Raw genomic sequence first — 25,837 nt, 5'->3', positions numbered from 1 at the left:
GGGCCCGATGCCGCCCGGACCGCCGGTGCGGGGAGCGCGCCGGATCACGCCCGGGGGCGGTCGACGCGGTCCCCGGGCGGGTCGTCCGACGCCTCGGCGATCGCCGCCGCCACCGCGTGCACATGCGGCGGGCGGACGATGCCGTAGTGCGTCGTGTCGAGCCGGTGCCAGGTGCTGGGTTCCGGGAGGTACGGGCGCCACAGCTCCCGCTGCCGCTCCGGCGACCCCGCCCAGGGCAGCCCCTCCACCGGCCGCCCGGCCAGCCACAGCCGGCTGGGCGTGGCGCTCAGCATCGGCATCCGGTAGTCGGCCATGCTCCGCAGGTTGGCCCGGCAGCACCGGACCAGACGTTCGGCGTAGCCGTGGGCCTCGGCACCGGCCGGCACCGACCCGCCCTGGCCGAGCTCGTGCGCGAACACCGCCTGGAGCTGCGCATCGTCGTACTCCTGGAAGAGCCCGCCGGAACCGGGCGGCGGCGGGTCGATCAGGTGGACGCCGTGGACCGGCCGGCCGATCGCCTCCGCCTCCGCGGCCATCCCCATCACCGCCCAGGCGCCGAAGGACCAACCGGCCAGGTGCAGCCGCCGGGTGCCGTCCGCGAAGCGCGCCCGCAGGGCGGCGGCGTAGCGGCGGGCCCGCTCGGGCAGTGTCCAGTCCGCGGTCCCGGGCCGTTCCAGCGCGGGATCGGCGATCAGACAGACGGTCGGCCGGGGGCCCAGTGCCGACACCAGGGACCGGTAGGCCTGGATGTCGCCGCCGACCGGGTGCACCAGGCACAGCACGTCGGTTCCGGTGCCCTGCTGCCAGACCTCCGGAACCACGCCCTCCGTGGCGACGGCCCCGGCGGGTGTCGCCTCGGACAGCCGGGCGAGGATCTCGCTGAGGGAGACCCGGTGGCTGAGCCGTGACAGTTCCAGCTCTACATCGAAGTGACGTTTCACCAGGCCGATCAGGTCGAGCAGGGTGAGCGAGTCGGCGCCCAGGTCGTAGAGCGGGGCGTCGGGATCGATGCGGTCGAGATCCAGCCAGTCGCACAGCCGGTCGCGGAGCAGGAGGGCCGCGCTGCCGTCGGCCGTCTCGGCCCCCACGGTGCCTCCGGCGGACACCGGCGCGGTCCCCGTGAGCACCTGCGCGGCGCCAGCGGACGGCGCGGCGCCAGCAGACGGCCCGGTCCCGGTGGGCAGGGCGGGAGCGGGCGGCACGAGGGCCCCGGCGCCGGGCGCCGAGTAGAACGCGCGGGACGCGTGGAGGTCGGTGGTGGAGACCAGCACCTGCGGCAGCTGCAGTCCCATGGCCCGCGCGAACACCCGCTTGCCCTCGGCCACCGTCAGCCCGACCGACAGATGCGTCCGGTGGCGTGCGTCGGCCCGCGGCGCGCGCAGCGCCATGCCGGCCTCGCTCCACACGTCCCAGTTCACGCCGAGCCGGACCGTGGTCCCGGCGTCACCGGACGACCGGTACTGGGCGAAGCCGTCGAGCAGGCTGTTGGCGGCCGCGTAGTCGAACTGGCCGACACCGCCGAGCTCCGCGGACATCGACGAGCAGTACACCGCCACCGACGGCCGGTAGCGCTCGATCACCTGCTCGACCAGCAGCGCGCCCTGCAGCTTGGCGGCGGACGCCCGCCCCATCGCCTCGGCGTCGCGCCGGGCGATCAGCCCGCCGCTCGCCACCCCGACGGCGTGGATCACGCTGTCGAGACGCTCGGTGCGGCGGCCGATACGGGCCATCACCTCCTCGGGCGCCGACTCGGCGAGATCGGCTTCGACCAGCTCGACCCGGTCGGCCCAGGGCGTCAGCTCCTCCGGCAGCCGCGGACTCCTGGCCAGCAGCAGGACCCGGGCGCCGCCGTTCTCCAGCAGCCAGCCGGCGATGCTGCGGCCGATCCCGCCGGTGCCGCCCAGGACCAGGTGCACGCCTCCGACAGGCAGCCCGACGGGGCCCGGGCCGGCCGTGGACACCGGCAGCGTGACCTGTTCCCACCAGTGGCCCTGGCGCAGCGCCAGCCGGCCCGGAAGGGCGGCCGCGGCCGCCGGGGTCGCGGCCCCGGCCAGCAGTGCCGCCAGCGGTACGGCCCAGTGGGCGGGGTCCGCACCGGGGACGTCGACCCAGTGGCCCGCCCCGGCTCCCTCCTGGGGCGCCACCTCGGCGGCACCGGCCAGCAGGCCCGCCTCCGGCCGCTCCACCGGGCCGTCCACCGGCCTCGCCCGGTACGACAGCCACCACGGCCTCAGCCGCAGTGGCCCGGCCGCGTCGGCCACGGCCCGCAGCAGTGCGGCCGGCGTGTCCAGACAGGCCCAGCGGGCCCGGGCCAGGCTGTCCCGGCCGACCGGTCCGCCGATCCCCAGCGGCAGCGCGTGCACCCAGTCGATGCCGTCCTCGCCCGCACCCGAACCTGTGCCCGTACCCGTACCCGCCAGTGCGTCGAGAAGCCGGCCGAGCGAGGCGGGGTCGGCCGGGTCGACCTCGTAGGCGTCGTCGCCCAGCCGGGCGAACGCCCCGGCGGCACGGACCCGCACCACCCGGGCGTAGGCGGCCTCGAAGGCGCGGACCGCCTCCGGGGGCTCCGGTCCGTCCGTGAGCAGCACCAGCGGCCGGGAGGTGCGCGAGCCGATCGCCGAGCCCGCTCGGCGCAGCCGCGCCCAGTGCGGCTGGTGCAGCCAGGCGTCCTCCGGAAGGCGCCGCGGAACGTCGGCGGCGGCCGGGCCGGCCGGGTCCGGGGCCGCCGGGACCGGGGCCGCCGGGACCGGGGCCGCCGGGACCGGGGCCGCCGTGGCGCGGGGGAAGTCGAACTCCGCCAGCTCGAAGGCCGGCGGCGGGAAGTCCCACGGTGCCTGGGCAGGGCCGGCGGGCCAGTCGATCCGCTCGCCGGACAGCCAGGCCGCGGCCGTCTCCTCGACGGTGAGGCCTTCACTCGAAACCGGTGCCCCTGCGTGGGCCTCCCCCTCCCCCGCTGCCGCGTCCGTGATCCGGCCCGCGCCGCGCAGCCAGGCCACGGCGGCGGAGGCGTCGGGGCAGACCGCTGCCAGCCGTCGGCGGCGTGCGGGACGGCCCGCCTGGAGGTGGCGCAGCACCTGCGGATAGGCGGAGGGCCGGGCCTCCAGGTAGTCGGCGATCCGGGCGGCGTCGGCGCGCAGGCCCGCTTCGCTGCTGCTGGAGAGCAGCAGGCAGGGAGGCACGGGGGTGTCCGGTGCCGCGTCGCCCGTCGTCGGGCCCGATCCGCCCGTCGTCGGGCCCGATCCGCCCGTCGTCGGGCCCGCTGCGCCCGTCGTCCCGGGGGCCGGCCGGTCGGCCTCCAGGACCGCGTGGGCGTTGGTGCCGCCGATCCCGAAGCTGCTCACCGCCGCGATCCTGTCCCGGTCCGCGGGCCAGGGCCGGGCCTCGGTGGGGACGTAGAACGGCGTGGGGTCGGCGCCGAGCTGCGGATTGAGGGCGTGGAAGCCGACGTTGGGCGGGATCACGCCGTGGTGGACCGCGAGCGCGGCCCGTACCAGCCCGACCACGCCGGCCGCCGCGCCCAGGTGTCCTATCTGGCTCTTGACCGAGGTCAGCGCGCAGTGGCCGGACCGGTCCAGGTCGAAGGCCTGGCGCAGGGCGCCGACCTCGACCGGGTCGCCGAGCCGGGTGGCGGTGCCGTGGGCCTCGACATAGCCGAGGTCGGCGGCGCTGCGGCCGCTGCGGCGCAGGGCGGCGCGGATCACCTCGCGTTGCCCGGCGAGCGAGGGGGCGCTGTAACTCAGCTTGTCGGAGCCGTCGTTGTTCAACGCCGTGCCGGTGATCAGGGCGTAGACGGTGTCGCCGTCGCGTCGGGCCAGCCGGAGCGGCTTGAGCACCACCGTGCCGACGCCGCTCGCGCCGATGGTGCCGCTCGCGTCGTCGCTGAAGGGCCGGCAGCGACCGTCCACGGAGAAGATGTGCTGCGGCCGGTGGCGGTATCCGCCGGTCAGGGTCGGGTCGACCAGGACTCCGCCCGCCAGCATCACCTCGGCGTCGCCCTGGCGCAGCATCCCGGCGGCGACGTGGACGGCCACCAGCGAACTGGCGCAGGCCGCCTGGGTGGTGAAGGCGGGCCCCGTCAGCCCCAGGTGGTAGGCCGCCTTGGTGGCGAGGAAGTCCTTGTCGTGGTGCAGGGCCAACTGAAAGCCGTCGGGCAGGCGTTCGGGGTCGGCCTCGCGGAGCATGGACTGGAAGTAGGTGCTCTCACCGGCTCCGGCGACCAGGCCGACGCGCGCACCCGACGGGTCGGCGATACCGGCGTGTGCCAGGGCCTCGACGCAGCTCATCAGCAGGTGCCGCTGCTGGGGGTCCATCAGCCGGGCCTCCTGCCGGCCGATGCCGAAGTGGTCCGGGTCGAAGTCCAGGGGGCCGTCCAACTGGCTGCGCGCCCCGACCAGGCCGTCGGCGGCGTCGAAGTGCTCGATGCCGGTGCCGCCCGTGGTGACCATCCGCCAGAACGCGGCGAGATCGGACGCGCCCGGAAGCCGTACCGCCATGCCGACGACCGCGATCGGCTCGTCCGGGGCGATCGGGCCCGCGGTGGTGGCCTCGGTGGCGGCGGTGGGGCCCGTGGTCGCGGCGCGTGGGGGTCCGCCGTCCGCGGCCGTTGCCGACCGGTCCAGGAAGTCGGCCAGCGCCCGTACGGTGACGTGTTCGAACAGGTCGGCGACGGTGAAGCGCAGGCCCGCTTCGGTGGTGCAGCGCAGCTGGAAGCGCATCAGGCCCAGGCTGGAGGCTCCGGCGTCGAAGAAGGTCTGCCCCGGGTCGATCGCCAGGCCGGTGACCGCCTCGAACGCCTCGGTCAGCAGGGCCTCGCGCGCCGACAGGCCGGCGGCACGGGCCGTCGGGCGGCGCAGTTCCCGCCCGGCGGAGCGCAGCGCGCCCCGGCGGTCCAGCTTGCCGCTGGGGGTCCTGGGCAGCTCCCCCATCACCCGGAAGCGGGCGATCCGGACGTGGCCGGGCAGCATCGGCGCCAGGTGCGCGGTGAGGTCCTCGACCGTGGGCGCGTCCCCACGGCATTGCAGGCAGGCCACCAGTTCCTCGCCGTCGCGGACCACCACGGCGTTGACGACGTCCGGGTGCCGCAGCAGGGCCGCCTCGACCTGTCCCGGCTCCAGCCGGTGTCCGCTCAGCTTGATCTGGTCGTCGTCCCGGCCCAGGAAGTGCAGCCGGCCCTGCCGGTCGAAGCGGGCCCGGTCGCCGCTGCGGTAGCACAGGCCGACGCCGGGCAGCTCGACGAAGCGCGCGTCGTTGAGCGCCGGGTCTCCCAGGTAGCAGCGCGCCGCCATCGTGCCGCCGATCAGCAGGGTGCCGGCGCGGCCGGGGGGAACGGGCTCGTCGGCCTCGTCGACCACCGTGAGCACCGCGTTGGCCACCGGCCGGCCGATGGCGGGACGCTCCGGCCACAGGGCCGGATCGCCGTCCAGGCACAGGCTGCTCACCACGTGCGTCTCGGTCGGGCCGTAGTGGTTGAACAGCCGGGCGCCCGGCAGGCCCGCGAACCAGCGGCGGATCGCCTCGGTGCACACCAGTTGCTCGCCGGCGGTGACCACCTCCCGCAGCCGCGAGGGGTAGCGGCCCAGGTGGACGCCGTGCTCGGCGAGGAGCTGGAGTGCCACGTAGGGCATGAAGACGCGCTCCGCGCCGGCCGTCTCCAGCTGCTCCAGCAGCGCGGGGGCGTCCTGCCGCCAGCCGGGCCGGACCAGGTGCAGGCAGCCGCCGGCGCACAGCGTCCCGAAGACCTCCTGGAAGGACACGTCGAAGGAGAGCATGGAGAACTGCTGGGTGGCCGCCGGGGCCGCCAGTCCTCCCGACTCCGCCTGCCACTGCAGCAGGTTGCACAGGGTGCGGTCGGACACCTGAACGCCCTTGGGGACACCGGTGGAGCCCGAGGTGAACAGGGTGTAGAGCGGTCGGGCCCCGCGGTGCGCCGGGGCGGTGGCCGCGGCTGGTACGGCTGGTACGGCGGGCGCGGCGGGCGACAGCACCACCGGGTGGCGCGCGACGCGGCCCGGGTCGACCGCGTCGAACTCCGGGTCACCGCCCGGGGACAGCAGCACGCACAGCGGCTCCACCTGGTCCAGCACCTGGCGGCGCAGGGCCGGTGGATAGGACGGGTCGAGCGGCACGATGGTCACGTTGAGCCTGGCCAGCGCCAGCAGCGCCACCACGTGCTCGACCGACGGCCCCAGGTGCAGCGCGACGCAGCACGGACGGTCGTCCCCGTCCGGCAGCGGGTGGGCGGCCCGCAGTTCGGCGGCGAGCGCCGCCGCGTGGGCGTCGAGTTCGGCGTAGCTCACCGGTCGGCCGTCGGACATCAGGGCCGGTGCGTCGGGTGTCCGGGCGACCTGCCGGGCGAAGCCCTCGGCCACCGTCGTCCAGGCCGGCACCGTCGGGGCGCCGCGACCGGGTTGCGGCAGTGCGCGGCGGTAGGGTGCCGCGAGCTCGGCCGGGGTCGCCGTCCCGCCCTCGGCGAGCAGGTCCAGACCCCGCCGGAACAGGCCCGCCATCGCCGCCGCCTCGGCGGCGTCGAAGCGGTCGTCTGCGTACTCCCACAGGCAGTCGAGACCGCCCTCGCGCTCGACCACGGACAGCGTCATCGGGCACTTGGCCTCGGCCGGGGCCCACCACAGCGGGCGGGCGGCGCAGCCGGGCAGGGCCAGCGCGCCGAAGTCGGTGTTCTCCAGGACGAACAGGTAGTCGAACGGGGAGTCGCCCCGGGCCGGCTCCCGGTCGGCCAGGACGTCGGCCAGCGCCACGTCCTGGCGGTCCAGCACCCGGCGGGCTTCGGCGCCCTGGCGCAGCAGCTGGCGGCGCAGCTCCTCGCGGGGCGCGACGGCCTGCGGCAGCAGCACGGTGTTGGCGAACATGCCGACGCTGCCCTCGAACTCCTGGACCGGCCGGTTGGCCACCGGTGCGGCGATCCGCGGCCTGGCCGAGCCGGTCACCCCGTACAGGCTCCAGGCGAAGACGCCGAGCAGCAACTCGAAGCGGGTCATGCCCAGTTCGGCGCAGATCCGGTCCACGGCGGCGCGCCGCACGACGTCCAGCGAGGTGTGCAGCAGGCCGGCCCGGGAGAAGGGCGGGGCTCCGGCCGGGTCACCGGGCTCGTGGTCCACCGCCTCCTCCGACCGGGCGTAGTGGGCCCGCAGTTCGGCGCGCTGGGCCTGGTAGGCGGGGCCTGCGAACCAGTCGGCCTGCCAGGCGGCGTAGTCCAGCGGGGTGGGCACCGGGGCGGTGTCCGTCCGCCGCGAGGCCTCGGCGGCGCCGTCGAGGGCGTGCCGGTAGCCGGACGACAGGTCGTTCAGCAGGACGTTGAGCGACCAGCCGTCGACCGCGATGTGGTGCAGGTGGAGCAGCAGCACCCCTCCCCCGTCCTGCGGCAGCCAGCGGGCGCGCAGCATCCGGGGGCGGGCCAGGTCGAACGGCACCGCGAAGAAACGTTCCGCCGTGGCGCGCGCATCGTCCTCGCCGCCGATGCCGACCACCCCCGGGTCGGATTCGGCCCGCAGGCCGGGTTCGGTCCCCGGGTCGGGTTCGGTCCACGGGTCGTACGGGTCCCCGACCAGCTGGCGCAGGCCGTCGGGCGCGGCCTCGAAGGCGGTGCGCAGGGCCGCGTGGAGCCGCACCAGTTCCCGCAGCGAACCGCGCAACGCGGCGGTGTCGACCGGGCCGTCCAGGCGGAAGGCCAGTTCCACCGCGTAGGCCCGGGAGCGCGGCGCCCGCTGCTGCAGCAGCCACAGGCGCTGCTGCTCGCTGGTGGCGGACGCCGAGCGTGCCCGGGTCGGCGCGGGCGGCACCGGGTACGGCGAGTCGGCGGCTCCGGCCTCCGCCACCGCCCGGGCGATCCCCGCCACGTCCCCGGTCAGCACGCGGGCCTGGGGCAGTTCGCAGCCCCAGCGCCGGCGCACCTCGAAGCGCAGCCGCAGCGCCTTGAGCGAGTCGCCGCCGGAGGCGATCCAGCGGTCGCCCAGCCGCAGGTCCGGCACCCCGAGCACCTCGGCCGCCAGGGCCAGCACCTCACGCTGCCGCGCGGTGACGGCCGCGGCGCCCGGACGGTCGCCCTCCGGGCCGCGCCAGGGCCGGTCGCCGCGGCGCAGCAGGGCGGCCCGGTCGACCTTGCCGTTGGCGTTCAGCGGGAGCGCGTCCACGAGGTGGATGTGATGGGGCCTCATGTAGCCCGGCAGTCCGGCCGCCAGATGGCGGTCGAACTCCTCGAACGGGACATCCTCCCCCAGCACGACGTACGCCAGCAGCTCGTTCGGTCCGTCCTCCCCGCGCCTGCGGGTGCACACGTACGCCTGCCGCACCGCCGGATGCGTGACGATCTGCCGCTCCAGCTCGCCGGGCTCGATCCGGAAGCCGCGGACCTTCACCTGGCGGTCGGCGCGTCCGACGTACTCGATCAGGCCGTCGGCGCCGGCCCGCACCAGGTCGCCGGTGCGGTAGTGCGTCGTGCGGCCGTCGTCGTACCAGGGCAGCCGGACGAACCGGCGCTCCGTCTCCTCGGGCAGCTCGCGGTAGCCGGCCGCGAGACCGGCGCCGGACAGATGGAGTTCGGCCACCTCCCCGGGCGCCGCGACCCGGTCGCCGTCCGGGGCCACCAGCACGGCCCCGGTCCCCGGCAGCACCCGTCCGATCGGCACCAGGTCCCCGTCGAAGTCCCGCGGGATCGGGTGGCACAGCGCGAAGGTGGTGGCCTCGGTGGGGCCGTAGACGTTGTGCAGCCGGGTGGGGGCCGCCGCGTTGTGCCGGTACCAGCGGCGGATCAGCCGGGCGTTGAGCTGCTCCCCGCCGACCAGCAGCTGTCCGACCCCGGCGAAGCAGGACGGCTCCGTGTCCACCACCGCGTTGAACAGGGCCACCGTGACGAAGGCCGTGTCGATGCGCTCCCGCAGCAGGGCGGCGGCCAGCCGGTGCGGCGTCTGGACGGCCTCGTCACCGAGGACGACGCAGCAGCCGCCGGTCAGCAGCGGCACCCAGACCTCGAAGCTCAAGGCGTCGAACGCCGGATTGGACAGGCAGGAGTAGCGGGCTCCCTGCTCGATGCGGATGTACCCCGGGCTCGCCAGCCGCAGGATGCCGGCGTCCCGCACCTCGACGCCCTTGGGGCGGCCGGTCGTGCCCGAGGTGTAGAAGAGGAAGGAGACCGGCGCCCCGGTGAAGACCGCCTCCAGGTCGCCCGGTCCGGCCGCGAGCAGCGCCGCCGCCTCCAGCGGGCGCACCCGGACCGGCAGGTCGTCGGGTGCCGTCCCGCCGTGGACCACGGCCACGCTGGACGAGTCCGTCAGGATGTGGCGTCGGCGTTCCGCCGGGCTCTGCGCGTCCAGCGGGACGACCAGGGCGCCGAGCCGCAGGACGCCCAGCATGACGCAGACCAGCTGCCAGGAGCGCGGCAGGCAGACCGCCACCGCCTCACCGGGGCGGACGCCGGCACGGCGCAGCCCGCGGGCCACCGCCGCGGCGGCGGCCTCCAGGCCCGCGTAGTCCAGCCGGACGTCGCCGTCGACCAGCGCGACGGCCCGGGGGGTGCGCAGGGCCTGCTCGTGCACCGCCAGGGCGAGGCCGGTGGCCGTGGGCGTGCCGGGCGCTGCGCTCACGGCGCTCTCGGCGGGCATCAGGCCTCCCCGGCGGACGCGGCGGACGCGACGCACGCGACGGACGGCTGTCCGGGTACGGGCTCGGCCGGGGCGGGCGGGGGCACCGGATGGCGGTCCAGCTCGGCCGCGATCAGCTCGGCGATCCGGGGCACCGCCGCGCTCTCCAGCAGGTCCCAGTGGCCGCCGGCGACCGGCTCGACCAGCAGGCCGCCGCCGGCGCGCCGCTGCCAGAACGCGCGTACGGCACGCGCCGCTTGCTCCTCCTGTTCCCGGTTCGCGTCCCCGGCGGCCACTGCGTCCCCGGCGGCCTCGACCAGCACCAGCCGGGCCGGCGAGGGCGGCGTCCGGTAGTCGCGGGCGGTCATCCGGTTGTGGTTGTAGATGCGGAAGTACCGGTCGATCTGCTCGTCCTCGATCCCCGGGTACATCCCGTTGAACCTGATGAGCTTGTCGCGGAACTCGGCCATCGGCACGGGTTCGATCGAGGCGAGCTGCTCCGTGTCCTCGGTTCCGTGGGTGTCGAGCAGCACCACGCTGAACCGGGTGTGCCCGGCCCGGGCCAGTCGGCGCCCCATCTCGTGGGCGACCAGGCCGCCGTAGGAGAGACCGCACAGCACCAGCGCCTCGTCCGGACGGGGGTCGACCAGCGCCAGGTACTGCTCCGCCATGGCCTCGACCGTGGGCAGCGGCGTCTCCCCGGGGTTGATCCCGGGCGACTGCACCCCGAGGACGCCGACCCGGTCGGGCAGCGCCGCGGCCAGCGGCAGGTAGCAGAAGGCGGTACCGCCGGCCGGGTGGACGCAGACCACCCGCTGCTGTCCGTCCCCCCGGCGGAACTCGACCAGGTTGCCGTCCGGTGCGCCCGACGCCCCCGCCCGGAGCCGTTCGGCCAGGGCCTCGATGGTCGGGTTCTGCACGAGGTCGCGGATCGGCAGGGTCTCGCCGAACTCCTCACGGACGGCCAGGGCCACCTTGATGGCCGATATCGAAGTGCCGCCCAGATCGAAGAAGTTGTCGGATATCCCGATGCCGGGGTGGAGCAGCACCCGCCGCCAGATGGTGTGCAGCGCCATCTCCACGTGGTCCCGCGGGCTCGCCGTGTTCACCCGGGCACGGGTCGCGGAGCGGGCCGCGTCCAGCAGCGCGGCGCGGTCCGGCTTGCCGCTGCGGTTGAGCGGCAGCCGCGGCAGTTCCACGAAGAGCGCGGGGATCATGTAGTCCGGCAGCCGCCGCGCCAGGGCGGCACGCCACTCGTGCGGTCGGCGCGGCTCCGCGTCGCCCCGGCCCACGCCCGCCACCAGGCGCAGCTCGCCCGCGGCGTCGCGGTCGGCCAGCACCGCCGCCTCCCGCACGCCGGGGAGGGCCAGCAGCGCGGCCTCGACCTCCCCCGGCTCGATCCGGAAGCCGCGCAGTTTGACCTGGTCGTCGCCGCGGCCGAGGTACTGGGCGTTGCCGTCCGGAAGCCAGCGGGCGAGGTCCCCGGTGCGGTACAGGCGTTCACCGGGCGCGAAGGGGTCGTCGACGAAGCGCTCGGCGGTCAGGTCCGGACGGTGCAGGTAGCCCCGGGCCAGGCTCGCCCCGCCGAGGAAGACCTCGCCGGTCACCCCGGTCGGCACCGGCCGGAGCCGCCGGTCGAGCAGGTAGAGGCGGGTGTTGTCGAGGGGGCGGCCGATCGGGCACGGCCGGTCCAGCGGCCGCGGGTCGGTGTAGGCGGTGCTGTACAGCGTCGCCTCGGTGGGCCCGTAGCCGTAGCAGATACGCAGGCCGGGCAGCGCCTGCTGGATGCGGTGCAGCGCCTTCTCGGGGAGGGACTCCACCCCGGTCAGCAGCTGACGGAGCACCAGCCCGTCCAGGCGCGCCTCGGCGTCCTCGTCGATCCACGTGACGTAGGAGGGCGGCAGGAAGGCCTGCACGACGCGGTGCTCGCGCATCCAGCCCAGCAGTTCCTCCGGGTCGCCGCGCAGCTCGTCGGGGACCAGGTGCAGCACGGCGCCGGTGGTGAGCGGCATCAGCAACTCGTGCACCGAGGCGTCGAATCCGATGCTCGACCAGGCGGAGGCCGCCTCGCCGGGGGTGGCCCCGAAGCGCGCCAGCCAGGTGTCGAAGAGGTTGAGGACGCTGCCGTGGGTCACCGCCACGCCCTTGGGGCGGCCGGTGGAGCCGGAGGTGTGGATGACATAGGCGAGCTGCGACGGCCCGACGGTGATCCCCGGTGCGTCGTCGCGCTCCGCCTCGGCCTCGACCGCCCGCACCGGCTGCCAGCCCCCGGGCGGCACGTCGGCGTCGCTGAGCACCAGGGCCGGCGCCGCGTCCTCGACCATCGCGGCCAGCCGCTCGACCGGCTGCCCCGGGTCCAGCGGCAGGTAGGCGGCGCCCGCCTTGAGGATGCCGAGGACGCCCACCACCAGCTCGGTCGAGCGCCCGGAGTGCAGGCCGACGACCTGGTCCGGGCCGACGCCGCGGGCGATCAGCGCGTGCGCCAGCCGGTTGGCGCGGCGGTCGAGCGCGGCGTAGTCGAGCCGCTCCCCGTCCCGGACCAGGGCCGGAGCGGTGGGGCGGGTTCGGACCTGGGCCTGGAAGCGCTCGACCAACCCGGCCGGGGCGGCAGCGGCGGGCGTCGCCGACCCGTCGGCGCGGTCGCCCTGATCGTCCCGGTCGTCCCGGCGGTCCCGGCCGTCCCGGCCGTCCCGGCCGTCCTGGTCGTCCCGGTCGTTCTGGCTGGTGCCGTCGTCCCGGTGGGCCCGGTCGGCGCCGCTCCACTCCGACAGCACCCGGCGGCGCTCCTCCTCGTCCATCAGTTCCAGCTCGTCCACGCCCAGGTCGGGCCGGTCGACCAGCTGGGCCAGCACCCGGAGCAGATAGCCCGCGTAGCGCTCGGCCGTCGGGTGGTCGAACAGCGCGACGGCGTAGTCCAGATGGCCGGCCACCCGGCCGTCGTCCTCCTCCGCCAGCGACAGGGCCAGGTCGAACTTGGCCCCGGCGTACGGGATGCCGAGCGGCTCGACCTCGATCCCGGGCAGGTCCAGCAGGCCCTTCCGGGAGGGCTGCCAGGCGACCATGGTCTGGAACAGCGGGGTGTGGGCGGTGCTGCGCGGCGGGTTGATCAGCTCCACCACCTGCTCGAACGGCAGGTCCTGGTGCTTCAGGGCGGCCCGCAGTGCGCCGCGCACCTGCTTCAGCACGGCCGACCCGGTCGGCGAGTCCGCCAGGTCGACCCGCACCGCCAGGGAGTTGACGAAGAATCCGATCAGGTCGGAGAAGGTGCCGCGGCGGCGGTTGGCCGTCGGGACGCCGACGACGATGTCGCTCTGCCCGGTCAGCCGCGACAGCACCACGGACCAGCCGGCCAGCACGGCCGTGAACAGGGTCCCGCCCTGCCGGCGCGCGAGCGACGTGAGGGCGGTGCCGAGTTCCCGGTCGATGGAGAGCGGCACCCGGCCGCCGCGGTGGTCCTGCTCCGGCGGTCGGGGGCGGTCGGTGGGCAGTTCGAGCAGGGCCGGGGCGCCGGCGAGGGCTTCCCTCCAGTGGGCGGCCTGCACCGCCGGTTCGTCCCCGCACGCCCACTCCCGCTGCCAACGGGTGTAGTCGGCGTACTGCAGGGGCAGCGGCGGCAGCGGGGAGTGCGCGCCGTCACGGAACGCCGTGTACAGCGTTCCGAGTTCACGCAGCATCACGGTCATGGACCAGCCGTCGAAGACCGCGTGGTGCAGGGTCAGCAGCAGCACGTGGTGCCGCTCGGCCAGGACGACCAGACGGCCGCGCGCCAGCGGGCCGCGGCTCAGGTCGAAGGGCGTGTCGGACTCCGCGCGCTGCAGGGCGGTGACGCGCGCCCCGGCGTCCGGGAGCCCGGTCAGGTCGTCCACCGCGAGGGTGTAGCCGGAGTCGGACGGACCGATCAGCTGGTGGAGGCCGTCTCCGCCGGCGACCAGCCGGGTGCGCAGGACCTCGTGCCGGGAGACCAGTTCGTCGAGCGCGCGGGCGAGCACCGCCCGGTCGAGGGTTCCGCGCAGGGTGAAGGCCAGGGTCTCGTTGTACGCGGCGTCGGCGCCGTCCAGCTGGGACAGCGCCCAGAGCCGCTGCTGTCCCGGCGCGGGCTCCGGGAGCCGGACCCCGGCCGCCGCCGGGGTGGCGGCCCCGAGCGCGGGACGCGGGTCCGCCTGGTCGGTGGTGGTGCCGTGGGGCTCGTACGTCTCCGACAAGGCCAGACCTTTCCTGGGGGAGGGTCGTTGCAGGGATCGACGGCGCGGTGGCGGCGCTGGGGGGAGCGGCCGGTGACCCCGGTGGTACGGATCGGATCGCCCGGACCGAGGCCCCCGATCGGATCGCACGGATCGCTTCGAACGCGCGCGGAACCCCGGGGTGACGGACGGTCGGCATCCGTTGGAGCTCGGGCGGTCCAGGGCGGCACACAAGGGTGCCCGTGAAGCCGGCGATGACGACGTGCAGTGGATCAACGCCTCTGAATGCATAGTTAAGATGACTAATTCGGCCGGGGCAAGAGCCTGGATCTTCTTCCGCCGTCCGTCCGCGCGCCCGCCGTCACCGGAGCACGGCGCCCGTCCGTCCCGTTGCCCGCACGAGCCGCGATCAAGGATGATGCTCCGCCGTGACGTACCTCATCCTCGGCGTGCTGGGCATGCTCGCCCTCGCCGCCGTCCTCAGGTTCCGCAGGAACAAGGCCCGGAACTGGGCCCGGACCGAGTTCGACGCGCCCACGTACGGCATGGCCCCCCGCGACCGGCTCGACCCGGGCCGCGCCGGGCCGCCGCCGCCCCCGCACCTCCGCCAGGAGTCCCTGGCGATCGCCGAGGCGGCCTGGGCCGGGGACTGGAGGCCCGCCGCCGCGTACGTCGAGGCCGCCGGGCAGGACTGGGACGAGCGCTGGTACCGGCTCGACCTGCTGGACTCCATCGCCGACCGGAACGACAGCTGGCTGAAGACCTGGCGCGCGGCCGAGCCGGGCAACTGCGACGCGGCCACCCTGGAGGCCGGCCGGATGGTGCAGGCGGCCTGGACGGTCCGCGGCTCCCGGGACACCCACGAGGTGCCCGAGGAGGCCATGCTGACCTTCCGGGCCATGCTGCCCGCCGCCGTCGAGGCCGCGAAGCGGGCCGCCCTCCTGGCCCCCGCCGACCCGGGCCCCTGGGTCGTCATGGTGACCGCCGCCCGCGGCGCGCAGTACACGCCCAAGCAGTTCGAGGAGCTGTGGCGCGGCCTGGTCGAGCGGGCGCCGTTCCACTACGAGGGCCACTGGCAGGCCATGCAGTACTGGTGCGCCAAGTGGTCCGGCTCGGACAAGAAGATGCTGGCCTTCGCCAAGCGGGCGCTCAGAAAGGCCCCGGCCGGCAGCCCGCTGCCCGGCCTCTACCTGCAGGCGCTGTACGAGCTGGAGCTGCGCGGCGCCCTCGGCACCACGCTGAGCGGCGAGCTGGGCAGGGACCCGGTGCGCAAGGTCGCGGCCGCGCTGGCCCGGGTCCGCCCGGACCACGACCGGCTGCCGCACCTGCGGCACCTGCTCGCCCACTACGCGGGCATCGCCGGGCTCCACCGCATCGCCCTGGAGCAGTTCCGGGCGATCGGGCCGTGGTGCGGCAGCCCGCCGTGGACCCGCACGGAGGACCCGGCGCTCGCCTTCGACCTCGCCCGCGGCGCCGCCGTACGGCTGTCGGGCGCGAAGCCGACGCCGGCCCTGCTGCGGCCGAAGGCCGGGCCGCGGGACAGCGCATAGGGATCCGGGAGGACATGGCGGTCGAGCCACGACCGGCCGGCGACCACCGACGGACGAGGGCCGCTCCCGCCGTTCGGCCCCGCCGAACGGCGGGGGCGGCCCTCGGGTGTGACTTCCGTTCCCGGATTGAATCTGACAGCATCGTCCGCTATCCGGTGACCGAATGCCGGTGATCAGTGCGCCGGTTGGGCCCGCAGGGTGCCCGTCCGCAGCCGACCTCCCCGGACCGGATCGACGCGTGGGGCCGGGATGCGACCGGGGCGCGACCGGGGGAGGAACGTGATGCTCGGCTCCGTTGTGCGCAGGCTGCGCCACGTGGAGGAGAAGTGACCGCCCGGGCCGGCACCCCCGTGCCCACCCGCGACTCCGCCCACCGCCCACCGCGCTGGGTCCGCACCAGGCTGCGGGCGAACCCGCTGTCCGCGCTGCTCATGGCGGCCCTCGCGTTCGTCACCGTCTTCCTCGCGGCGGCCCTCCCCCGCATCGCGGACCGGGGCGCGGACACGGCACTCCAGGACTTCGTCAGCGGGAAGGGCCCCAACCAGACCAGCCTGCAGACCACTTCCAGGACCCGGGACGACGACACCGCCGTCGAACTCGACCGGGTGCAGCGGCAACTGGTCGAACAGGTCGGCCGGCGGCTGACGCCGTCCCGAGCGGGGCAGGCCTACGGTGCCCGCGCCCTGGGCGACCACTCCATGGCCAATCCGGGGTACGCCCACATCTCGGACAAGGAGCCCTACCCGGTCCTCAGCCTGCTCCACCTGCACGACCTGGCCGCCCGGGCCACCCTCACCGACGGCACCTGGCCGACCCCCGGCGCCGTCGGCGGTCCGCTGCCGATCGTGGTCAGCGAGAAGGCCGCCGAGACCATCCGCATCAAACTCGGTGACGTCATCGACAACGGCGTCGAGAGCTCCGGCGCCAGGCGGACCACCGTGGTGGTCGGCCTCTACCGGGTCAACGACCCCCAGGACCCGTTCTGGGACGACCTCGGCTGCCCGGCCCGCGCCTGCCTGAACACCAAGCCCGACCACGAGCACTGGACGACCAGCGGGTTCGTCGACGGCGGCAGCCTGCCCGCGCTGGTCCGCTGGGGTTCGACCGCCGAGAACTTCTGGCGGCTGCCCGTCGACCCCGCTTCGCTGCACGCCGACCGGATCGACCGCACCCGCGACGTCATCAGATCCTTCCTGACCGGGCGCGACGCCACCGCCCTCCTCGACGCGACCGGACGCGCCGACCTGCAGACCGTCTCCGGCCTGCCCGACGTCCTCACCCGGGCGGACGAGCGCTACCGTGCCTCGCTGCCGCTCAGCGCGATCGGCCCGGCCGGCGTCGCGGGCGTCGCCACCGTGGTGCTCTTCCTGGCCGCCGCGCTCACCACCGACCGGCGCGCCGCCGAGATCCGGCTGCTCCGGGCTCGCGGCGGTTCCCTCGCCGGGGTGCTGCGACGGCTGATCGGCGAGGGGGCGGTCACCGTCCTGCCCGCCGCCGTGCTCGCCACGGCCCTCGCCCTGGTGCTGCTGCCCACCCCCCGGTGGGACCGCGCGGTGTCGGCCGCCCTGGTCGCGACCCTGATCGCGCTGCTGGCCTTTCCGGTCCGCGCGGCCCTGCTGTGGTCCCGTCGACGACCGGCCGGCGGCCGCCGCCGACTGGTCGGCGAACTCGCCGTCCTGGCGGTCACCGCCGCGGCCGTGGCGGAGGTCCGACGCCGGGGTGTCGGCCACCCCGGGGCCGGGGTGGACCCGCTGCTGGTCGCCGCGCCGCTCCTGCTCGCCGTCACCGGCGGACTGCTGCTGGCCAGGATCGAACCGGTGGTGGTCGGCCGGCTGGCCGCCCTCGCCGGCCGGGGCCGCGGCCCGATCGGCTTCCTCGGCCTCGCCCGGGCCGCCCGCGACGGCTCCGGCCGCCGCAAGCCCTCCGTGCTGCCGCTGCTCGCCCTGCTGATCGCCGTCACCACGACCGGCTTCGGCGCCACCGTGCTCGACACCGTCGACCACGTGCGGACCCGCGCCGCGCGCATCGCCACGGGCGGGGACATCGGCGTCGCCCTCCCGGACTACGCCACCCTGACCGCGCCGTTCACCGAGGCCGCCGCCGCCCTGCCCGGCGTCCGGGCCTCGACCGCGGCCTGGATCGAGCCCAGAGCCCGCTTCTTCGCCACCGACCGGGACTACACCGAGGCCGACCTGGTGGTGGTGGCCGACCCGGCGGCGTACGCCGAGATAGCCCGGGCCCTCGGCGTCGGCGGGTTCGATCCGGCAAAGCTGGCCGGGACGTCCGGCGGCGGCCGGGACACCCCGGTGCCCGCCCTGGTCAGCCGCGACCTGGCCGAACGCCTGGCCGCAGGGCCGTCCCGGGTGCGCACGCCCAACGGCAACGACCTGCACCTCACCGTCGCCGGTGTCGTCGGCGCCACCCCCGCACTGCCGGACCCGGGCAAGCCGTTCGTCGTCGTCCCCGCCGGCCCCGCCTGGGAACGACTGCCGGACACCAGGCGCGTCAACACGTGGTTCGCCGTCGGCGACGTCGACCCCGACCGGGTCAGAACGGTCCTGCGGGACAACAGCGGGGACCGGCCGGTCGGACTGGCCAAGCTGATCGCGGAGGACGCCACCGCCGTCGGCAAGGACACCCACGGCCTGCCCTCGGGATACACCGTGCACAGCAGCCGGGAGACCGCCGCCGCGCTCGGTGACGACCCGCTGCAGCACGCCGCCGGGCGGCTGTTCCGGTACGCGGCCGCCGCCGGAGCCGGATTCGCCCTGCTCGCCGTCCTGCTGACGCTCTTCCGGGCCGCGCCCGACCGCACCGCCGTGCTCGCCCGACTGCGCACCATGGGCATGCGGCCGCGGCAGGGGCTGGCACTGATCATGACCGAGGCGCTGCCGCAGACCCTGGCCGCGGCCGTCGGCGGCGGCCTGGTCGCACTGGCGGCGGTCGCCCTGCTGGGCGGGGCCTTCGACATCTCGACGCTGGTCGGCGCCAAGGTCGGGGACGTCGTCGTCCCCGTGCTGATGCCGGTGCTGCTGCCCACCGCGGGCCTGGCCCTGCTGGTCGGGCTCGGGGTGGTGGTGGAGACGCTGGTCGCCGGCCGGCGCCGGATCGCCACCGAACTGCGGGCGGGTGAGCAGTCGTGACACCCGGAGCAGCCAGGGCCCCCGGTCGGCGCCCCGGTCGCCCGGTCGCTCCGGTCCCCGGGGCCGGGGGCGGGGCCGGGCCGGGCCGCCGGACGCGGGGGTGCGGCGGTCAGTACTCGTTCTTGACGACGAAGAACGAGCCGCGGATGACACCGGCGAGCTTCGACTTCTGCCGGGCGAACTTGAAGCGGGAGGCGAGCTCCTCCGGGATCTCCATCCCCTCGGAGAGCTTGAACCCGACCGCCCGCTTCTTGGCGTCGTCGACGGTGTACATCACGTTGACCGACAGCCCGCTCTCGTAGAAGACATAGGCCATGCGGATGTTCTCGACCTGGAAGGCCGTGGCCTCCAGCGGGCGGGACGCGATGACGATGTCCCGTTCCTCCTTGAGGATCCGGTGCACCCAGTCGACGGCCTCCCGGGCGTCGCCGGCCGGCTCCACCGTGAAGGCGTGGTCGTACTTGTTCCTGAAGTAGCGGGCCTCGTTCGCCCGCAGACCGGCCAGCGCCTCCGCGACGGGTGAAGACTCCAGACCGACGGTCGAGACGGTGTCGAAATCCACGGTGTAGGTCATGGCGGGTTCTTCCTCGTCGGCGTCGGTGGACGGCGGACGCCCCGGCACCCGCGCCGGAACGAGTGCTGCCTCGTCCCGCGTCCCACGTCCCGCTCCGAGCGCTGGTCGCCGTGGACCGGGATGCCGTCGGCTCCCGCCAGTATGCGGGCCGGGTGGGGCTGGTTCCAGGTCCTGAAGGTGGTGTCGCGCCCGGTGAAGCCGTTCTCCGACCTGCCTGGACGGTGCGGCCGGGGTGCCGGAGGCCGCGGCGGACGTCCGTCGCACCGTGCCCGGCGCCGCCCTGGTTCCCGTCGACGCCACGGGTCACCAGGTGACAGGCAGTGCGTCGAGGCCGTAGACCTCGTTGTTGACGCGGTAGGGCACGTCCTCGGCGGGACACGCGAGCGCGAGACCGGGCAGACGCCGCAGGAGCGCGGGCACCGCGATCCGCAGTTCGGCGCGGGCCAGCGGAGCGCCGAGGCAGTGGTGCGGGCCGTGCCCGAACGCCAGGTGCGACACGGGTTTGCGTGCGATGTCGAAGCGGTCCATCCCGGCGCCGAGCGCCGGGTCGCGGTTGGCCACCGGCAGTTGACAGACGACCTGGTCACCGGCCTTGATCGGCACGCCGCCGATCTCGGTGTCGCACCGCGCGGTCCGGGCCAGCGCGGTGCTGGACACGGACAGGTACCGCAAAAGTTCCTCGACGGCGGTGTCGATCACCGGATCGCCCTCGGTGGCGTCGCGCAACCGGTCGGCCTGTTCCGGGTGCGACAGCAGGGCGAGCACGCCCAGGCCGATCGTGTTGGACACCGTGACGTGGCCGGCGAGCAGCAGCAACTCGCAGACGCCGACCAGTTCGGAGTCCGACACCGCGCCGCCGTGCTCCCGGACGAGCATGCCGATCATCCCGTCGTCCGGGCTGCGCCGCTTCTCCGCCACCAGGGAGGCCATGTACGCGTGCGATTCCCGGCCGGCCGCGAGCCGTTCCTCGATGGGGAGCCCGAGATCCAGCGTGGTACGGGACCAGCGGTGGAACTGCCCCTGGTCGGGGTCGGGAACGCCGAGCATCGCGCAGATCACCCCGAGCGGCAGCGGCAGGGCGAAGTCGGCCATCAGGTCCGCCGTGGGACCCCGCGATTCCATGGCGTCGATCAGCTCGCCGACCAGGGTGCGGATCATCGGCTCCAGTGAGCGGATCCGCTTCCCGGTGAACTCCGGCGTCAGGACGTGGCGCAGCCGTGTGTGCTCCGGCGGGTCCATGTTGAGGAGCTCGTTCGGCAGGACCGGAGCGCGTTGCGGGTCGTACATCGCGAACGTCTCCTGGTCGGCCAGCACGCGCCGCACGTCGGCGTGCCGGGTGACGAGCCAGTACTCACCGACCCGGTGCAGCCAGAAGTCCTGGACGCGCCGAACCCGGTCCCCGCGCTGGACCTCACCCAGTGCCGGGCCCGGGCCGAGCCCGTCGCGACGGTAGAAGATCGAGATCGGCGGCACTTCCTGCTGCTCACTCATGGAACCTCCCGTGATCGCCCGATACCCACTTGCCGATACCGACTTCCCGATACCCAGGCGCTCGTGCCGCTGCGCGCGTCGGCCTCGGTCCTGTGCGGCGCGCGGGGGCGCGGAGGCCTCGCACCCGCTCCCTCCCCCGAGCCGGAGCCGCCCCCGGCCCCTGTTTCCTCCCCGGCCGTTCCGCTGGGTGCGTCTTTTCCGGGAACCCCTTGACAGGTATAGACCATTCCGCTTGAGTCTGGGTCAGCCCGCACCGGCCCGCACCCCGGTCGGCCCGTCCCCCACGACGTGCCCCCACCCGCGGGGCCCGGCTCCCCTGCCCCGACGTCCCTACCTCCACGACCGTGCGGCCCCACACCGCACAAGGGGTGATCAAGTGTCCACGAAACGCCTGCTCGCACTGCTCTCCGCCGTCGCCACGGCGCTGGCGGTGGTCCTGCTGCTGCCCGCGGCCAACGCCAGCGCCGCCGTCTGCGCCACGCCCTGGAACTCCTCGGCCGTCTACACCGGCGGCGCCGCCGTCTCCTACGACGGCCACAACTGGCTCGCCAAGTGGTGGACCCAGAACGAGCCGCCCAGCACCGGAGGCTCCGGCGTCTGGTCCGACCAGGGCGGCTGCGGCACCGGCCCGACGACGACCCCGACCCCGACCGTCACGCCGACGTCCACGTCCACCGGCACGCCGAACCCGAGCGGATTCCCGGTCAGCCAGGCCCAGTTCGACCAGATGTTCCCGAACCGGAACCCCTTCTACACCTACCAGGGCCTGATCGACGCCCTCGCCGCCTACCCCGCCTTCGCGGCCACCGGCAGCGACACCGTCCGCAAGCAGGAGGCCGCGGCCTTCCTCGCCAACGTCAACCACGAGACCGGCGCGCTGGTCTACGTGGTCGAGCAGAACACCGCCAACTACCCCCACTACTGCGACACTTCACAGCCCTACGGCTGCCCGGCCGGGCAGGCCGCGTACTACGGGCGCGGCCCGATCCAGCTGAGCTGGAACTTCAACTACAAGGCGGCCGGCGACGCCCTCGGCATCGACCTGCTGCGCAACCCCAACCTGGTGCAGACCGACCCGGCCGTCGCCTGGAAGACCGCACTCTGGTACTGGAACACCCAGAACGGGCCGGGCACCATGACCCCCCACAACGCGATCGTCAACGGCTACGGCTTCGGCGAGACCATCCGCAGCATCAACGGCTCACTGGAGTGCAACGGCGGCAACCCCGCACAGGTGCAGAGCCGGATCAACGCCTACCAGCGCTTCACCCAGCTGCTCGGCACCGTACCGGGCAACAACCTGAGCTGCTGAACACCCAAGACCCGTCCGACAACTGATCACCTGCCCGGTCCGCGAAGCCAGCGGACCGGGCAGGCCGGCGCCGGCAGGCGGTCCGGCCCTGCTCTCGGACCGGACCGCCCACCGCGTGCTACTCCTCGCCAGGCCGCCCGGCCCGCCGGGAGGAACAGGCGACCGGGGCCGCTCGGGCAGACCTCGCTCCGGGGTCCAGCGGTACAGGAAGCGCTCCACCAGGAGTTCGTACCGACGCGCTTCCAGTCGGGGCGGAACCGGGTACGCCGATGGCCTTCACGGGCGCCCAGGGGGTCGGGGAGTGCGTCGAAGAGATGAGCGTCGCTCGCGGAGAGCGCGCGGATGACCGGATCGGTCATGGATTCCTCCGGGATACAGGCTGCTTGGAGCGCTCCCGGTCAGACCTCACGAACCACGCCGGGACAGCGGAAGAGGGAGCGCTGGAAAGGTGTGAACCGCACGGCACTCGCCTCCTTCCGTTCGTCTCGGGGCGTGGAGCCACACAGTACGTGATCTTCCGTGCGGCCGCCCACGGATTTCCGCACCCCTTGAAGGAGGGGCGGTAACCAGCCATCCTGCCCACCCGGTTCGGTCACCTGCCCCTGCCCCTGCCCCCGCTCGTCCTCTCCCTCGGCCCGGTCGCCCAACAACATGCTCACCACGTACAGTTCCAGCCCCGCCCTGCACGCCGCGGGCCTCCGCATCCGCCCGTGGGGCGGCTCACCTGGACATCCTCACCGCCACCGCGACCGTGCGCCGATGATCACGAACTGCGGGTGCCGAGAATGTAGTTGACCTTCAAGCCATCGCCCCACACACTGAGACATGTGCAATGTTACATTGCAACAACACTCCGTTCGTCTCGGCGAAACCCATGCGGGATGCCTATGCAGAAGGAGAGCCCCTCGTGTCCCACGTCGCCCTGGCGGATGTCCCGTGCGGTGAGTCCGACGAGTCCCTTGTCGCAGGCCAGAGCTGCAGCAAGGACGGGGATAGCGTTGGCCCGGTCGCCGACCCGCTCCTGTCGCACGGTCAGCTGGCGGTGGCCGAGCAGCCAGGAGACGGTGCGTACGGCCTTCCCCCCGTGGCAGTCACCCCGCTCGCCACTGTCGAGTCCGGGCCGGACCACCGGACCACCATGACCAGGGCCTCGAAGGCCCGGCCGTCGCGGGGGCGGCGCACCGGCGGTGTACGGTCGACAGCGAGACGCCGAACGCCGGGACAAGGGACCGACGGAGTGGCCAGGCCCCCCCGTTCGTGGAGATCCGGCCGGCAGGACAGATCCACCCCCATCGGGATGCACCACTCCGCTTGACGCGCCGGCCCCGCACGAGACATTTTCCAGATGGCCAGTTCGCGAATGCTGTCGCAAATTTCGCCACCCCGGTGGCATCATTTTCCGGACCGCCGAACGGCGAAATCCTTGCCAATTTACTGTGACTGGTTGTCTATGATGGTAACTTCATGACCAAAAAGCCGGGAATTTTAGAAGACCGAGGGTTCAGGGGGCTCTTCGCCGCTACGGCAGTGAGTGCCGCCAGTGTCAGTGTGGCGAGGATCGCCATCCCGCTGGTCGCAGTCCTTGCGCTGGATGCCGGAGCGTTCGAAGTGGGGCTCGTCTCCACCTTCCTCACTCTCCCGTTCCTGCTGGTCGGCCTGCCGGCCGGCGTGTGGGTGGACCGGCTTCGGCGTCGCAGAATCCTTGCCCTGTGCCAGCTTGCGCGTTCTCTCATTCTTCTTTCCATTCCTCTGTGCTGGTGGGTCGACCTCCTTTCGATCTGGCAGCTCTACGCCACCGTTCTCCTGTTCGGCGTGTGCAACGTATTCTTTGACGTCGCGTACCAGAGTTATCTCCCCAGCCTTGTGGGTCGGGACAGGGTACTGGAGGGGAATGCGAAGCTCACCGGCGTCCAGCAGGTCTTTGCCGTGGGTGGCCCTTCACTGGGCGGTCAGGCCGTGGCACTGCTCACGGCTCCGGTCTCCTTCGTGGTGACCAGCGTCGGCCTTCTGATCTCCTCGGCCTGCATCGCACGGATTCGCGCCGAAGAGGCGGAGCCGGTCCGTGGAACGGAATCCCGTATGCTCCAGGAGATCGGGGCTGGGCTCCGTCTGGTGCGCGGAAGCTCTCGGCTCCTCGCGATCGCCGGGTCCTCCGCCTGGCTGAACTTGACGTGGTATGCCGCTTACACGGTGATGATGCTCTTCCTGGCGAGGACGCTCGATCTGTCGCCCGCCTTGATCGGAATCTTCCTGAGCGTATCCGGAGCGGGTGGGCTCCTCGGGTCCTTCCTGGCGAGGCGGATTTCCGAGAAGGCCGGCCCCGGTCCTGCCATGTGGTTGATCCTGCTCCTCGGCTCCCCTTTTGCGCTCGTCCTTCCCTTTGTCGGATCCGGCTGGACGCTCTGGATCGCGGCCTGCGCCGACGGTGTCACGGCGTTTATGATCGTCGTCTACAATGTCACTCAAGTCAGCTGCACACAGACCCTGACCCCCGATGAATATCTCGGGCGAGTAAATGCCACGATGCGATTCCTGACCTGGAGCTTCATGCCCGTCGGCTCCGTACTGGGCGGCGCCGTGGCCGGGTGGCTCGGGGTACGCCAGGGGCTTTTCGTGTGTGCCGCCGCGGGCTGTTTCGCCTTTATTCCGATTCTCCTTTCGCCGCTGCGCACCATGCGGAAGTTCCCGTCGTCGCCCAACGGTGACGATGAGGCTCCTGAAGGAGTTGCGGCGGCGACCGCCAAGCGCTGAGCACCTCATTCTTGAGTGTTGTCCGACTGGCTTGTCTTCATTCTTGATGTGCCCCCTTCATTGTGCGCTGCGAGCTCTCCTGCATGCCCTGCGGAGAGAACTCCAACCCGCACGAGAGGGGTGCCGACCTGTGCCTAGAGAGGTTCTCGGAGCGATGGCTGTGGGTAGCGACGACTTATCCGCATCGGTTGTTGATGGTCAATTGGCCTACTGGCGTGAGGCGTTGGCGGGTCTGGAGCCGTTGGAGCTGCCGACGGACCGGCCGCGGCCCTCGGTGCGGTCGGGTCGCGGGTCGAGCCTTGAGTTCGAGGTGCCGGCCGAGGTGACCGGTGGGCTGCGGGAGCTGGCGCGGCGCGAGGACTGCACACTGTTCATGGTGCTGCTCGGCCTGTTCCAGGTGCTGCTCTCCACGTACTCGGGGCAGTCCGACGTGGCGGTCGGCGTGCCGATCGCGGGACGGAACCGGCCGGAGACCGAGGGGCTGGTCGGGTTCTTCCTGAACAACCTGGTCCTGCGCGCCGACCTCGGCGGCGACCCGACGGTCCGTGAGCTGTTGCGGCAGGTCAGGGGCCGCGCGCTGGACGCCTACGCCAACCAGGACGTCCCCTTCGAACGCCTGGTGGAGGAACTGGCCCCACAGCGCGACCTCTCCCGCACCCCGCTCTTCCAGGTGATGCTCGCCGCCCAGGACGGCTTCGACGGACAATGGGAGTTCAAGGGACTGGACGCCGAACCGCTGTCCCTGGAGGCCACGACCTCCGCCCTCGACCTGACGATGTCGTTCCGCGAGGACGGCAACCGCATCACGGCCTGCGTCGAGTACTCCACCGACCTCTTCGACCGCGCGACGATCGAACGAATGACAGGCCACTTCGGAGAGCTCCTCGCCTCCGCGGCCGCCGGCCCCGACCACCGGATCGGCGAACTGAACCTGCTGACCGCCACCGAACGCGAACGGCTCCTGGTGGAGTGGAACGACACGGCCGCACCCTTCCCGGTGGACCTCGGCGTCCCCGAGCTCTTCCAGGAACGCGCACGCGAACGCCCGGACGCCGTGGCGCTGATCTCGGGCGAACAGTCCCTCACCTACCGGGAGTTGAACGCCCGAGCGAACCGGCTCGCCCGCCACCTCAGGACACTCGGCGTGGGCCCCGCCACGCTGGTCGCGGTATGCCTCGAACGCGGACCCGACCTGGTCGTCGCCCTGCTCGCCGTTCTCAAGGCCGGCGGCGCCTACGTGCC

The 25,837-nt window shown here is 73.7% G+C and carries 9 protein-coding genes and 1 pseudogene; 5 read left to right on the top strand and 5 right to left on the bottom strand.

The features are described 5' to 3' along the window. Positions 1-44 precede the first annotated feature (44 nt). Positions 45-9,614, bottom strand: coding sequence for an amino acid adenylation domain-containing protein (locus ACGFSC_RS04310; RefSeq protein ID WP_359906833.1), 9,570 nt, complete (start codon positions 9,612-9,614; stop codon positions 45-47). Continuing rightward, entirely contained in the window at positions 9,614-13,795 is a 4,182-nt protein-coding gene (locus ACGFSC_RS04305; protein ID WP_359906836.1) for an amino acid adenylation domain-containing protein, read from the bottom strand. The genes ACGFSC_RS04310 and ACGFSC_RS04305 overlap by 1 nt, the downstream gene beginning before the upstream one ends. 407 nt (positions 13,796-14,202) lie before the next feature. Here ACGFSC_RS04305 and ACGFSC_RS04300 point away from each other — a divergent pair, with 407 nt between their 5' ends. Then, positions 14,203-15,324 (top strand): hypothetical protein, encoded by a 1,122-nt coding sequence (locus ACGFSC_RS04300; RefSeq protein WP_359906839.1) that lies wholly within the window; start codon positions 14,203-14,205, stop codon positions 15,322-15,324. 326 nt (positions 15,325-15,650) lie between these two features. Continuing rightward, positions 15,651-18,467 (top strand): hypothetical protein, encoded by a 2,817-nt coding sequence (locus ACGFSC_RS04295; protein WP_359906842.1) that lies wholly within the window; start codon positions 15,651-15,653, stop codon positions 18,465-18,467. A gap of 109 nt (positions 18,468-18,576) precedes the next feature. Here the strand turns inward: ACGFSC_RS04295 and ACGFSC_RS04290 are convergent, their stop codons facing one another. Together ACGFSC_RS04290 and ACGFSC_RS04285 are read right to left on the bottom strand one after the other, a co-directional pair. Continuing rightward, positions 18,577-19,041 (bottom strand): phage tail protein, encoded by a 465-nt coding sequence (locus tag ACGFSC_RS04290; protein WP_359906844.1) that lies wholly within the window; start codon positions 19,039-19,041, stop codon positions 18,577-18,579. A 303-nt stretch (positions 19,042-19,344) separates the two neighbouring features. Further along, a complete protein-coding gene (locus ACGFSC_RS04285) occupies positions 19,345-20,532 on the bottom strand; it encodes a cytochrome P450 (RefSeq protein WP_359906846.1) in 1,188 nt (395 codons plus the stop codon). Between the two features lie 376 nt (positions 20,533-20,908). Here ACGFSC_RS04285 and ACGFSC_RS04280 point away from each other — a divergent pair, with 376 nt between their 5' ends. Beyond that, positions 20,909-21,844, top strand: coding sequence for a glycoside hydrolase family 19 protein (locus tag ACGFSC_RS04280; RefSeq protein ID WP_359906848.1), 936 nt, complete (start codon positions 20,909-20,911; stop codon positions 21,842-21,844). Between the two features lie 215 nt (positions 21,845-22,059). Here the strand turns inward: ACGFSC_RS04280 and ACGFSC_RS04275 are convergent. Further along, positions 22,060-22,203: pseudogene (locus tag ACGFSC_RS04275) on the bottom strand (GNAT family N-acetyltransferase); the annotation flags it as partial. Between the two features lie 1,105 nt (positions 22,204-23,308). On the opposite strand from ACGFSC_RS04275, the gene ACGFSC_RS04270 reads away from it, so the two are divergent. Further along, positions 23,309-24,595: an MFS transporter gene (locus tag ACGFSC_RS04270; RefSeq protein ID WP_359906851.1), complete on the top strand. Its 1,287-nt coding sequence runs from the start codon at positions 23,309-23,311 to the stop codon at positions 24,593-24,595. Further along, positions 24,552-25,837: condensation domain-containing protein (locus ACGFSC_RS04265; protein ID WP_392862406.1), on the top strand; the 1,286-nt coding region annotated here is incomplete at its 3' end. The genes ACGFSC_RS04270 and ACGFSC_RS04265, both read left to right, overlap by 44 nt.

Source organism: Kitasatospora sp. NPDC048715 (assembly GCF_043198905.1).
GTDB classification, from domain to species: Bacteria; Actinomycetota; Actinomycetes; order Streptomycetales; family Streptomycetaceae; genus Kitasatospora; species Kitasatospora lactacystinica.
The sequence above is the reverse complement of the archived record's forward strand: the minus strand, read 5'-3'. Positions and strand labels throughout refer to the sequence as shown.

What these genes read in the sequence shown, in the direction of transcription:
- ACGFSC_RS04310 (WP_359906833.1), bottom strand. Translation starts at nt 9,614, where the DNA reads ATGCCCGCCGAGAGCGCCGTGAGCGCAGCGCCCGGCACGCCCACGGCC.
- ACGFSC_RS04285 (WP_359906846.1), bottom strand. Translation starts at nt 20,532, where the DNA reads ATGAGTGAGCAGCAGGAAGTGCCGCCGATCTCGATCTTCTACCGTCGC.
- ACGFSC_RS04270 (WP_359906851.1), top strand. Translation starts at nt 23,309, where the DNA reads ATGACCAAAAAGCCGGGAATTTTAGAAGACCGAGGGTTCAGGGGGCTC.
- ACGFSC_RS04290 (WP_359906844.1), bottom strand. Translation starts at nt 19,041, where the DNA reads ATGACCTACACCGTGGATTTCGACACCGTCTCGACCGTCGGTCTGGAG.